Below are 12,889 nucleotides of genomic sequence, written 5' to 3'. Positions count from 1 at the left end.
CTTTAATTCAAAATTGAAATTAATACGCCTATGTCAGACCGCAAAACCGTCCTCCGCTATTTCCATATCCTGAACAGACTCCGTAAATCACCGGCTTCTTTCAGGGAAATTGATGCTTATCTGAGCATGCAATCCGAGTGGCAGGATGAAAATTTTAACGTTTCCAAAAAACAGTTTGCCCGCATTCTAAAAGATATCAGTTCCATTTTTGAACTAGATATTGAATACGATGCTAGCCGGAATGTGTACTTTATTGACGAAGAAAGTGAGTCGAATATCGCCCAAAGACGACTGGAAGCCTTGGATACTTTTCACGCGTTAAAAGTTGGTGAGGATACTTCGAAAATTATCCATTTTGAACAACGTCATCCGCAAGGCTCCGAATACCTGATGACCTTAATTCAGGCCATTAAAAAAGAAGTTCGAGTGCAGTTCACTTACCAAAAGTTTTGGGACAACTTTTTCACCTCAAGAACAGTTGAACCTTATGCCCTCAAAGAATTCAAAAACCGGTGGTACCTGGTAGCCAAGGACAAAAAGGACGACAAGATCAAAACCTTCGGTCTGGATCGTCTCTCCAATCTGATTCTGTCGGACATTAAATTCGCAGTCCCGGATACATTTAGTGTCGACAGCTACTTTCAGCACTGCTTTGGAATTATTACAACCGAAGAAGATGAACCCAAAGATGTCGTTCTTTCTTTTCCTCCGTATCAGGGAAAATACATCAAAACAATGCCCCTCCACGAATCGCAGGAAATATTGATCGACAATGAAAATGAAGTCAGAATCCGTCTAAAACTATTCCTAAGCTACGACTTCTTGTTGGAGATCTTGTCACATGGTGATAATGTCAAAGTAATTAGTCCGCTGAAATTAGTAGAGCAAATCAAAGCCGTATATAAAAATGCTTTAAAACAGTATTCTTATGAAACGAGTATGTAAAATATTTACACCTAAGATGATAATTAAAATTCATGCGAGTTCCATACGATGCCTTATAAATACACAATTTTAATCGTATGAAAAGATTAATTGAAATTGCCGACCAACTGAATATCCTCCTGAATACTGAATCGTTGGACATTCCATTGCTGAATAAACTGGCGCTTGAATTATCGCAAACATCTAATCCGCGCATCAAGCTTCTCGATTTCGAAAAGTACAATGAGGAAAACTTGGCAAAGTTGACAGCCGAAAAATTCACAAAGATCAAAGAACAGGATTTTGAAGCAGGAGCCAATGCCCGGGAGCAGGAAAAAGAATGCCTCAAGTACACAAAATTTCAAAAGTACTTCAAACTGAAAAATTCCTTCTTCTACCCCGAAGATGACAAACTCTTTTACTTCTACCTGGGTACAGAAAAAAATGATAAATTAATTAAAGCCTCTCTGTTTGAGGAATGAATACTATTACATGGCTGTATCAGATTCCATCCGCTGACTCTTATCTAACTTGCAGCCTACTATTCAGTACTTGCGACCATAAGGAAAAGAGGAAAGCAAATAAATCACTTTCCTCTTTTCAGGGGCATGAGAGCCAAAAAATGACCCTCTCACCTTTTTATACTGGATTTGCCAGTTCTGTAATTTGTTGAGTAAATAAAGGTCGGCTAAAAAGATGAAAATCTGCAATTAGCAAAAATTAAATAGAAAGCTTGAATATCCTCCCATGTGCCTACAGTAGGTTCATTCCATTCGTTTGACCCGAAATTCTTTCGGGTCCACTCATTGCATTCACCAACTTCGGCAACCCACACAAGAGTAGCTTGGCATTCCATTTTATTCCATGCCAGGCTCCCCTTGCCTTTGCCAACCCGCGGCAAAAATCACAGCACTACTCCATAAATTAAATACAGATGAAATTTATTTTTTTGATGTCCCTTCGTTTATCGGTAGTAACTCGGGCGTTAGGCTGATGAATCCAGTCAACATGAGCATTAAGCTGCTTCAACTCAAGCTGAAATAGTGAATAGACACTTTTCCCGATGACCAAAATATTTTCAGGTTTTTCTTCCAATAAAATAGGCTTACAGTAATTCAGAAAGGAAGTGACTAAAATATCGTTCATATCATTGATGGATGGCTTCTGCCTGTTTTGATATAAGCCAACAATACTGCAATCGAGCAACCATACACCACTATCCTTCAAAAACTGAAGCAGTTGAATTTTTTGCTCAAGCTTATCTTTCGGATTTTGATTATTGACCACACGAAATTTGTTTCCGGCAATTTCGTTAAACAATTTCCAAAACTGAGGAGTACCACCATTATTAGGCGGCGATTCTGGTAAAGTATCACTTTGCCCATAAGCCAGATTATAAACAAAGCGCACATAACTGGTAGGATAATCAGGTAGATTTATTGTGTGTTTAAATGCCAATTCAAACTCGTCTGTAAAAACATGTGATTCCGCGAAAAGGATGGTTTTTATCCGTTGAGGTTTCCAGTATAAACGATAATCATTCACAAGCTTGACGACAGGATAACTCTCAAAAGTCAAATTAGGATGTTCCTGAATTATTTTATTGTAGGTCGATTTTAGAGCAGTCATTAATTCAATAGATATTGATTGTTCAGCAGACCAAAGATAACTAACCCCTCCCACAATTCCACACAGGAAAAAATCATACCTGCTAATTAAAAATATTGTTTCCGAATTTTAACATATATATCTTTATGCCGACTCGATGCTCTTGTTAAAGAGTATAATGGTACGCTAAAAATAACAAACCTATTGTGAAATATATGATTGAAATAGTTGACATTAACCCCGACATAATAAGAATAAATTATGAAATAGATGTAAAAGGTGGCAAGCCTGTAAAGTTCTCAGACACAATTAATTTTTCTGATATTCTGGCTGACTTTAAGCCTATCCATTACAGATATTGTGATTATCAGGATGAAATTGACTTTCTAAAACCATTCACCGATTATCTTCTAACAAGGCGTGCAGGAGAGGAAAATTGGATTTTAGCTTATGAAAGTGATTTTGAAGAGTCCCGTGAAATGTTTAAAAGATATTTTTTATGGGGCCTTTGGCGTTTTAAAGAAAAATTCTTTTCACATTCAAATTCGTATATACAGAATGTTGAGGATGAATACTCCAGATATAATAAAAATCCCAAACAACAATTATTCATACAATTACAAAAGCTTCTATTAAATGGTAAAAGCAACCAGCACCTGGCGCTGGAAGAAACCGAAATAGGGACCTTAAAAGAGGCATCAATTATTGAGATATTAGAGAAATATTTCGATAAAATTGATATTATGGTTCACAATTGTGTAGAAGAAAGTAGGCGATTGATTGGAAAGATCAAAATGGAATATAACGAAAGGGTTGCTCATATTGAACAACTTGGATTTTCTCATCCATTTGGAATAGACTTAAGTTCCGTTTTCAGAAATGAGGACACTTTCTTTACCTTTTTCATTAAAGAAATTAGAAAAAATAAGGCAGAACAGCTATCTAAAAAATATAAGAGAGATTTCGTTGCGTACGCAAAAGACATTTCGATAGAGACGATTTTGATCAAGACAGATTATCCAATGGGGCCAATCTGGGGAAGTAAATACCATGATAACCTATTTAGTAATGCAACTCCCCCATTTCGACGAATACATTTTATGGAATTCTCGTCAGAAAACGGGTATAACTTTCCATACTTTTATTATAGTTTTGGTGATTTTGATCCTTCAAAAAATGAAATCCATTTCCTTAATTTCCTTGAGGATTATCTTGATAATTTATCGGGAATCGAAATAGAGACAAAACCAGCGCCTCAGCACGACTGTTATGTTCTGAAATTACTTATTAATGATCATGAGTTCGCAACTGAGTTCGCGCGAATAATTCATAAATATAACGAAAATTGGACAGGGAATAAATGGACAAAAAACACAAGTGCATCCATCTCAATATTAATCCCCTTTGATTCAAAATGTTCCTTTATTAACAATAGAGTTGATAAATTAGATTTCAAGAATGGAAGATTGGCAGCAACAAAAGGGAATTTTGAAGGAATCTACATTCTTAAAAATGATAAACTAATCAAAAAGGATATTTCACTTCTTTTAGAACAATCGTGGAGAGCAGATAAGCAATTGGAAAGGTTGTCCTGGGATGTAAATAAGCAATCAGAATTTATAAAAAGTGATTTTAATGTAATTATAAATAATGTATTCTCAGAAAGTAAATTCAACGCCTTTTTCGAAGTAAAAAAGAATAAAATTCGGGATAGCAGAAATCAGTTGAGCTATGACCTCATAAGGAAAGTCAGCAAAATCCAAAATATTAAATTGAATTTTTTCAAAGATGAAATCTTTAATAAAAGTAAGGATTCAATTAATAAAATAGAAAATCAACATCAGTTTGTAATTTCAAAAACAAGGAAGCGTAACAATGAAGATTTTGGCCGAAAAGCTGAACAGGAAGTATATAAATACTTCTCCCAAAAACTTCTTACATATCAGCTTTCAATTAACTTAATTGGATCAAATTTCCCTTTTGTAAAAGACCTTAAAGTTGAATGGAATAATAAAAATGAAGAATCATATTTGCCATATGATATGGTTTTTAAGTGCGAAGACTTTGAATTTTTCATTGATGTAAAAGCAACCAGGGGAACAAAAGATACCATTTTTTATCTCAGTATAGCTGAATTGAAAAAAATATTAGAAGATCCTAAACGATACGCTATTGCCCGAGTTTATTATGATGAAGATTCTTTCGATGATAACTTTATTCAACTAAATTCAGAACTAAACCTGAGTTTTTATCAAGTATCAAATGAAACAATCAAAATTATCAATGAAAACATTGACGAGTGGGAAAATTACTATGAGGAGAATAGCATTCGTTTCAATTTGTCACACTTTGAAAAGTTTGTTATGCCTGAAAATACAAAAAAGCTAATTGATAAATATTGTGCTGAATACCATAGAGATTTTCGCTGCATCGTATCTAAACTCGTGGACGAATATGCATCTGATTTAATTTTTACAGCAGATTACTACCAGGCCCTAACTAAAGATAACGAATTGAAGAAGTATATTGAAAAAAGAAAAAATACGTTTATTAATTACATCGTATCTGAGAATTAAAACGAACATTTTTAAATTATCAATAATCCTGTGAGGTCAATTACTTGTAATAAAAAGAATTTTAACGCCTTACAAGCTATCATAAAGCGAAATTGAAGTGTCATTTTATCGATTAATAAAGGGATTCGTTCCACTCTCTAATTAATAACAAAAAATACGATCTCTACCACAATTCCACACAGGAAAAGCGGTGTTCGTCCGCCTTCTTCGGCAAGCCCGGTGCCAGCCCGTTTAGTCCTTTTTTATGAATCGTCAATTTTTATGGTGTAAAAAAGCACTAACCGCCCTGCGGGTTCGCTGCGCTCAGGCTGTCACAGTGCTTGCAACTCAGTCGTTGTCCTCACGGCAGCCTACTCTGTCCAGCAAGCCGCTTCACTTATTTCACCGCTACTACGTTCAGAGCTTCGTACCTCAACTACTTCACTCCGTACCAGTTCCATTCGTTTCAGCCGCTCGCAGTCCACCGGCTGCCAGTGTTAGGCTCGCCTGCTGGTCGCTGCGGGCTGCGGCTGAATTATCTGATTTGCCTCCGCTTCGCTCTGGCATTTTTCAGCGGTAGCCTTGTGTACTCGTTCCACTCCGTGTTTCCTTCCCTAAAACCACCCCAAAACACGACGTTCCACTTCGCACATATGCCGCAAAGGGTTATCGGATTCTCAAACCATCTCTTTGCATCACCCTTGCTCCACTCGCAGGCGGCTCGCGATGCTTGGTCAGTGTCCGCAAACCATTCCGCTGCGCTCCATTCATTGCAGCCACCGCCCAGCCGTTTGACTCAAGGCTGTTTCTCCTGTGTGTAATTTTTTCCGACGCACCCGTGCAAAAACCATCGATACAGCATTCCGAAACCGGTTTGAACCAATTAAAAAGCATTCCCCTCAACCCTACCCGGTTTAATTGATTGCGCAAACAAATTTAAAGTCGGTCTGAATCGACCAAAAGACTACGGCATAAAGCCGCTTCGCTATTTATTCCGTTTCCTTTTGTCCGTTTCATCCCTTTGATTTTTTCGGTGTTTACGCATTCAATTAAGCCCCATTGAATCATTACCTACTGACAGTTTCAAGATTGTCAGTCAATTGAATGAAAAACGATGCAAACCACCTTTAGAAACCTTAATTGCCCAATGTTTGATATTCAGAAAACGACAGTCGCATGGTTTGAGCCGAGTTTCCTCCGTGCCAACTCCAAGTGACAATTTGTTGAACACTTAAATGATAAAGAAAATGGGAAAGATTTCTCAAGGTATTTTAGGAGGGTTCTCAGGAAAAGTGGGAACTGTAATCGGTGGTAACTGGAAAGGTATCGACTACATGCGTAGCAAAGCATCTAAAGTTACCAACCCGAACTCGAAAGCTCAAAAAGACCAACGGTCTAAGTTCTCTCTGGTTTTGTCTTTCTTGCAACCAATCACTGCTTTTATTAAAATTGGTTTTAAAGACTATGCCATTAAAATGACAGCATTTAACAGTGCCATGTCTTACAACGTGAAGAATGCTATAACCGGCGCTTACCCGAATTATAGCATGGACTATGCCCAGGCATTGGTTAGCCGTGGCTCTCTAGCAGGAGCTTTGAACCCGGCTGCAAACTCTGCCGCTGCCGGTGAAGTTACTTTCACTTGGGAGGATAATTCAGTCGAATCAAACGCCAATGTGGACGATTTGACTATGCTTCTAGCTCTGAATCCAGACAAAAACGAAGCAGTATTTACGACTGAAGGTTCTACCCGCGCAGCAGGAACCCAAACGCTGACCGTACCGGACAGCTATTCCGGTGACTCTGTTGAATGTTTTATCGCTTTCATTAGCGTTGATGGTGAAGTTGCTAACAGCAAGTACATTGGTTCGGTTGTAGTTGCTTAGCAGTATATTTCGGATTTCAATTAAAACCGCTTTATTCAAGGCGGTTTTTTTGTTTCTTTTATGTAAAAAATATCGTCATGGAAAAAATCGTTTTTACGCGAAAGGAACTTTATGAACTGGTTTGGAGTGAGCCATTATCCAGATTAGCAAGAAAATACAACATCTCCGACAATGGTATCCGAAAGAGATGTAAGAAGATGAATATTCCTTTACCCAAAGCCGGTCACTGGTCAAAAATACAACATGGATACAAAGTTATAGTGCCAAAGCTGCCTGGCAAATATGAAGGAGAAAACGAAACTATTCTATGCTATCGTGATAAGGATGGCAACTATGTTGAAAAGGTGGATGTGGTCACTCCTCAAACCAAATTAAAACATGAATTACAAAATGATCCCCAATTGCCATTAACCGTACCGGAAAAAATTACTCGCTTTGATAGTCTAATTGCTCAGGCAAAGAAATCTTTACAAAAGAAGAGTTCGGGAGTATACAACTATGAGGGAATGAGAGCTACTGAACGTGGTGAAATTAATATCATGGTATCAGAATCCAATATTGACAGAGCCTTATATTTTATGAATACATTGATAAAATTATTTCGCGCAAGAAAGCACAATATAATCATCGAAGATAATGAAACGTATGCGGTCATTTTTGGAGAAAAACTACCGATCAAGTTTAAAGAGAAAGCAAAAATTTCTTATGAAACTAGTACATATGGCTGGAGAAGCCGCACCTATCATCCAAGTGGGAAACTTGCTTTTGTACATGACAATCGTCCATATAATCAAAAGGAATGGTTAGACGGCAAAAAACCATTAGAATCACGTTTAGCTGAAATTTTAGCCTATTTTGAAACATATGCAAAGAAAGAAATCGAAGATCGAATTGAATGGGAAAAACGCCGTAAAATTGAGGAGGAGGAACAGAAAAGACAGCAAGAGCTTCAAATTAAAAAGAACGATGAAATAAGAAGAATTAAAGTGCTTATAAATATGGCCAATTACTGGAAGCAAGCACAAATTCTGCGAGATTATATCACAGCTCTTGAAAACACCAATGGATTGGATTTTAAAAAAATGGATTGGATTCCTTGGGCAAAGCAAAAATTTGAATGGTTCGATCCATTTACTCAAGGACCAGACGAAATACTCGATGATGACGACCGACAAGAACTAATGGAAGAACTCAATAAAAAAGTGCCAAGGTCAAATTCCTATTGGTAAGAAATCGAAAACAATAATTAGTTTGGTCCCATCGAATCATAAGATGTTTTTCCAGTTGGAAAGTTTTCAAAATGCAGCCAAACAAATCGTCGTCATATAATTAACGATAGACAGATATTTTTATAACTTTGTGTCAGATAACAAGTTCTTTAAGATATGTCGTACCGTGTTGTCATTTGTGGCTTTTGACGGTTTCCATGTTCCTACATGGATTAACAAATTAAATCAATTGCTTATGGATACAACAATTACATCTTGCATTCTGATGGCGGGGCTCATAGTGTGGAATCCATGAATGTTACAAATTATACACGATAGACGTACGGTTGAGCCGGGGGTTCGAATCCCCCGTTCCGCACCCCTTTTTCTTATGCTTGTTGTACGATTTCTTATAATTGGATGGATTTTGTACCCTATTTGTAGCCCAATCATTATAAATAACTAATAATCAACATGTGTTACTTTCTGTATCGGAAAGTAATCTAAACGCTCTCGGATTCAAGTGTGTGGCCAATGGGGTTGCTACCAAAACGTGCTCCAATATTTTACATGGAATGTTCTTTCTTCCCCGAAATTGTTGTTCTGTCAAGGCTGCTCGATTTGAACATATCATAGAAAGGTTATCTCACTCTTTGAGTTTTACTCTAATTTTTATTGCATTTACGCCTTGCCCTAATTTTTAATATTCCCCTGAATATCTTACCTTTAATAAAGAAAGTAGGGAAAAACATAAATCACACAATTTCCCGGGAGAAATAAGTTAGGGCACTCCGTTTTTTTCAAGGAATTAATGAAAAATTCCTAGTTCACGATCAAGCATCGAAAAAGAATAATGCAAGTATCATGAAAAAATTAGTCATCTTTTTCATTATTTGCTTTCACCCAATTATTTTAATTGCGCAGCAAACCAACAATAATTCACCTGTAGCTGATCATCAAAATCCTTTACAAATCACTATTTTTTCCGAGTATACCACACAACATTATTGGCGGGGACTTGGGCGGGGAAATCTATTTGGGAAAGGCCCTGCTTTTGAGTCAAGAATAATTTTCAAGCAAAACAAATGGACTTACGGCCTGTTTGCAGCAGCATCTTTCGACAATATCTATAAAACGGCTATGCCTTTTGTTATTTACAATGTAAACTACCAATTTTCTGTAGCCCTGCAAGATATTTATTCTCCAGGCAAAACATTTTGGCAATCCGATCCATTGAATTTCAACATTAATGAATCGAAACATTTTGTTGATTTTTACACCACCTATAAATTCAAAAAAATCCCATTAAACCTAAAATGGGCTTCCGTTGTGTTAGGATACGACCCGAAAGAAGATGGTGGAAGGAATTTCTCATCATACGCCGAAGTTTCCACAGTGCATAAATTTGGAAGATGGCAGGCATCTGGAGCAATTGGTGTAACTCCGTGGAAAGGACTTTATGCAAAAGAAGCCGGGATTTGCAACCTTGAAACCAAACTTCAATATAACTTTACTACAAGCGAAACCGTACCCTCTTGCATCTATGTAAAGGCAACTTACAACACCATAACTAATTTTTCGCATTTTATTGCCGGAGCAACATTTACGCTAAAACTTAAATAAGTAGTGATGGCTGCATTATAAAACAGTACGAACTAAAATCAAGATATACAAGTGAATACAATTCATTTTTAACAATAAAAACTTACTGGCATGACAAATTCAGTTGAATACAAAGGAAATGATAAGTTATTATTTGGTATCATTCTTGGCGTTTTGGCGTTTTGGCTCTTTGCGCAAACCACCTTAAACATCAATGTTGATATGGCGAAAGACCTCAACATGGATGTATCGATGATGAACATTGCCGTCTCAATTACAGCATTGTTTTCGGGTATTTTTATTGTTGTATTTGGAGGGTTAGCCGATAAAATCGGACGAATGAAACTGATTCGTATCGGATTTTATTTTAGCATTACCGGTTCACTTTTAGTCGGCCTTACACCAGTTGGGGGTGCTGCTGCTGCCGTTTTAATTCTTGGCCGCATTTTTCAGGGACTTTCGGCGGCCGCCATAATGCCTGCAAGTTTGGCGTTGGTAAAAGCCTATTGGCAAGGTAAAGAGCGGCAACGTGCCATTTCATTATGGTCTATGGGGTCGTGGGGCGGTTCCGGTTTTGCTGCACTCTTTGGCGGACTGATGGTTAATGTTGGCTGGCGATGGATTTTCTTTTCCGCTGCTGCTCTTGCAGTCATAGGTTTGATCATGATAAAAGGTACCCCGAAAGTAAGGCCGAAGGAAAAGAACATAACAAAAATGATTATGCCGGTATTTTTACATTTATGCTGGCAATGATTGGCCTGCAAATATTAGTAACCAAAGGTTCACAATTAGGCTTTACCAGCGTTATCGGGATTGTTTTAATCGCTGCAACACTCCTTTTTTCATTTATATTCTTCTACATTGAAAAAGGGAAAAAAGGTGCTTTTATCGATTTTAAGTTGTTTAATAACATGATTTTTACCGGCGCTACTATTTCAAACTTTTTGCTCAATGGTACTGCCGGAATGTTAATCGTATCGCTCATGCTTCTACAGGTTGGCGGAAACCTTTCGGCACAGGAAGCCGGAATGCTAACCTTAGGCTATGCCATTGCCATTGTTTTGTTTATCCGTATGGGTGAAAAACTATTGCAGCGATTTGGAGCACGCAAACCCATGATTTGGGGTTCGCTCATCGTAGGAGTGGCCATCTTCCTTCTCATGTTTACCAATGTAATGACCGATACGTATAAAATACTGGCGATTATTGCTTATACCTTATTTGGATTAGGCCTGGCATTTTACGCTACTCCATCAACTGATGCCGCATTATCGAACCTGCCCGGAAATCAGGCCGGTGCTGGTGCGGGAATTTACAAAATGGCATCATCGCTGGGCGCTGCATTTGGTGTGGCTATTTCTGCCGGCGTTTTTGCTGCATTCAATGTTGGCGACCATATTCAATGGTTAGAAGGTGTACTCACTTTTGTAGGACGTCAGGACAATGTAGTGGTACGTCAGGCGGCTATTATTGGTCTGGGAGTAAACCTGATGATGATCGTTATGGCCATTCTTTTTATAATGATTACAATACCTAAATCTACAGGAAAAGCCAATGACTGATTCAATGCTCAAATTTATCTTTTTAGTAACTTGTTAAAAACGAATTCAATGAATACAGAACTGATAGCTACATTAAAAAGCAAAAAAAAGGAATTAAAAACATGGCAGGAAACCATGCACAAAAGTCCAGAACTGTCGATGCAAGAGGAAAACACAGCGAAGTATATTGCTGATGTGGTAAAATCGTTTGGTGCCTAAGAATTGGTTGAAGGCATTGGCAAATACGGTATGGTAGCTTCGCTAAAAGTTGGCGATGGCAAAAAAGTAATTGGTATTCGTGCCGATTTTGACGGGCTGCCCATCCCTGAAGATAATGATTTACCCTACAAAAGCACCAACAAAGGACAATCGCATCTTTGTGGTCACGATGGTCATACTTCAATGGTGCTTGGAGCCGCTAAATACCTAGCCGAAACCCAAAAATTTAATGGAACGGTACGCTTTTTCTTTCAACCGGGGGAAGAAACCATGCAAGGAAGCCCGGCAATGATAGCCGATGGATTGTTTGAGCGCTTTCCGGTAGATGCGATTTACGCCATGCATAATATTCCGGGCCTGGAGTTTGGGAAATTCTATTTCCGTGAAGGACAAACCATGTCTGCCGTCGATAACTGGGAAATAGAACTCACAGGGAAAGGCTCACACGGTTCGATGACCGAACTGGGTATTGATCCGCTGGTATGTGGCTCGTCGTTGGTTATGGCATTGCAAACCATCGTCAGTCGTAATGTGTCGCCATGGAAACAAACCGTTGTAAATGTTGGCGCTTTCCAATCAGGGAATGCCGGCAATGTAGTACCACAAACGGCTATCCTAAAATTAAGTATCAGAAATATGGATAATGACGTACGAAAAATAGTGCTTGATAAAATTCGTACAATTACCAAATCGCAAGCCGAAGCATTTAATTGTAACTATGAAATCAGAGAAGGTATTCCCGGAACGGTTTTGGTGAACACACCAGAAAATACCAAATGGGCCGCTAATGTAACGGCTGAAACGTTTGGAGAAGACCGTGTGGAAAGAAATGCCAATGCAATGATGAGTAGTGAAGATTTCGCTTTTATGCTCGAAAAATGCCCGGGCAGCTATGTAATGGTAGGTAATGGTGACGGTTTTATGGTACACCATCCGCAATATGTATTTAATCAAGATTTATTGCCAATTGGTGCAGCTTATTGGGTAGCGTTGGTAGAAGCCTATTTGAAATAGCTATTTTTAAAACTCGCAATGCTTTTATTTATGGGGTGAACAGTACTTTAGGACGCACGACTCCATCCTCAAAACCTAGAATGGTGCCGTAAAAATAGCATCAGTTTTAGTGCTTGATCTATAATACGCAAAAAAGAATCATCAAAATTCAACAATAAAAAAGTGCATTCCGTTCACGAAATGCACTTTTTTATGGCAACAGGAATTTTTATTTTGAATATCCGTATTTAGTCATAATCCAGTAATTCCAGCAATAACCAGCCTGTCAAAGAGTTTTTCTCCAAAATACCTCCGGTTTAGCTTGTAGACGAACTCATTCAAATACATTTGAA

Annotated in this window: 12 protein-coding genes and 1 pseudogene; 10 read left to right on the top strand and 3 right to left on the bottom strand. The window is 38.0% G+C overall.

Annotated elements, in window-relative coordinates; genetic code table 11:
* Positions 1 to 30: 30 nt before the first annotated feature.
* Together BMW53_RS10130 and BMW53_RS10125 are read left to right on the top strand one after the other, a co-directional pair.
* Positions 31 to 945, top strand: a complete 915-nt coding sequence (locus tag BMW53_RS10130) for a helix-turn-helix transcriptional regulator (protein ID WP_038562085.1) — start codon at positions 31 to 33, stop codon at positions 943 to 945.
* 77 nt (positions 946 to 1,022) lie between these two features.
* Positions 1,023 to 1,406, top strand: a complete 384-nt coding sequence (locus BMW53_RS10125; RefSeq protein ID WP_038562090.1) for a hypothetical protein — start codon at positions 1,023 to 1,025, stop codon at positions 1,404 to 1,406.
* A gap of 442 nt (positions 1,407 to 1,848) precedes the next feature.
* Here the strand turns inward: BMW53_RS10125 and BMW53_RS10115 are convergent, their stop codons facing one another.
* Complete coding sequence (locus BMW53_RS10115) at positions 1,849 to 2,553, bottom strand: hypothetical protein (protein ID WP_139178091.1); 705 nt, start codon at positions 2,551 to 2,553, stop codon at positions 1,849 to 1,851.
* Between the two features lie 194 nt (positions 2,554 to 2,747).
* On the opposite strand from BMW53_RS10115, the gene BMW53_RS10110 reads away from it, so the two are divergent.
* Positions 2,748 to 5,108 carry a protein NO VEIN domain-containing protein gene (locus BMW53_RS10110; RefSeq protein ID WP_038562103.1) on the top strand — a complete coding sequence of 787 codons (2,361 nt, stop codon included), beginning with the start codon at positions 2,748 to 2,750 and terminating at the stop codon, positions 5,106 to 5,108.
* Positions 5,109 to 5,528: 420 nt separating this feature from the next.
* Here the strand turns inward: BMW53_RS10110 and BMW53_RS21390 are convergent, their stop codons facing one another.
* Positions 5,529 to 5,654 carry a hypothetical protein gene (locus BMW53_RS21390; RefSeq protein WP_256999020.1) on the bottom strand — a complete coding sequence of 42 codons (126 nt, stop codon included), beginning with the start codon at positions 5,652 to 5,654 and terminating at the stop codon, positions 5,529 to 5,531.
* A gap of 680 nt (positions 5,655 to 6,334) precedes the next feature.
* Between BMW53_RS21390 and BMW53_RS10100 the strand changes: the two genes are divergently transcribed.
* The 7 genes from BMW53_RS10100 to BMW53_RS10080 all read left to right on the top strand — a co-directional run bounded on the left by BMW53_RS10100 (position 6,335) and on the right by BMW53_RS10080 (position 12,557).
* On the top strand, positions 6,335 to 6,973 hold the full coding sequence (locus BMW53_RS10100) for a DUF6266 family protein (RefSeq protein WP_038565427.1): 639 nt from the start codon (positions 6,335 to 6,337) through the stop codon (positions 6,971 to 6,973).
* Positions 6,974 to 7,050: 77 nt separating this feature from the next.
* Positions 7,051 to 8,202, top strand: a complete 1,152-nt coding sequence (locus tag BMW53_RS10095; protein ID WP_038562112.1) for a hypothetical protein — start codon at positions 7,051 to 7,053, stop codon at positions 8,200 to 8,202.
* Positions 8,203 to 9,045: 843 nt separating this feature from the next.
* Positions 9,046 to 9,804, top strand: a complete 759-nt coding sequence (locus tag BMW53_RS10090) for a hypothetical protein (RefSeq protein WP_038562115.1) — start codon at positions 9,046 to 9,048, stop codon at positions 9,802 to 9,804.
* A gap of 90 nt (positions 9,805 to 9,894) precedes the next feature.
* A complete protein-coding gene (locus BMW53_RS21305; RefSeq protein ID WP_245749036.1) occupies positions 9,895 to 10,536 on the top strand; it encodes an MFS transporter in 642 nt (213 codons plus the stop codon).
* Positions 10,533 to 11,345, top strand: coding sequence for an MFS transporter (locus BMW53_RS21300; protein ID WP_245749035.1), 813 nt, complete (start codon positions 10,533 to 10,535; stop codon positions 11,343 to 11,345). Before BMW53_RS21305 ends, BMW53_RS21300 begins: the two co-directional genes overlap by 4 nt.
* 48 nt (positions 11,346 to 11,393) lie before the next feature.
* On the top strand, positions 11,394 to 11,543 hold the full coding sequence (locus tag BMW53_RS21125) for a hypothetical protein (protein ID WP_217642931.1): 150 nt from the start codon (positions 11,394 to 11,396) through the stop codon (positions 11,541 to 11,543).
* Positions 11,544 to 11,546: 3 nt separating this feature from the next.
* Entirely contained in the window at positions 11,547 to 12,557 is a 1,011-nt protein-coding gene (locus tag BMW53_RS10080) for an amidohydrolase (protein WP_217642930.1), read from the top strand.
* Positions 12,558 to 12,788: 231 nt separating this feature from the next.
* Here BMW53_RS10080 and BMW53_RS20760 read toward each other — a convergent pair.
* A pseudogene (locus BMW53_RS20760) lies at positions 12,789 to 12,889 on the bottom strand (IS1595 family transposase); the annotation flags it as partial.

Source organism: Draconibacterium orientale (assembly GCF_900111425.1).
Classification (GTDB): domain Bacteria; phylum Bacteroidota; class Bacteroidia; order Bacteroidales; family Prolixibacteraceae; genus Draconibacterium; species Draconibacterium orientale.
This window is presented reverse-complemented; position numbering and strand designations above follow the sequence as displayed.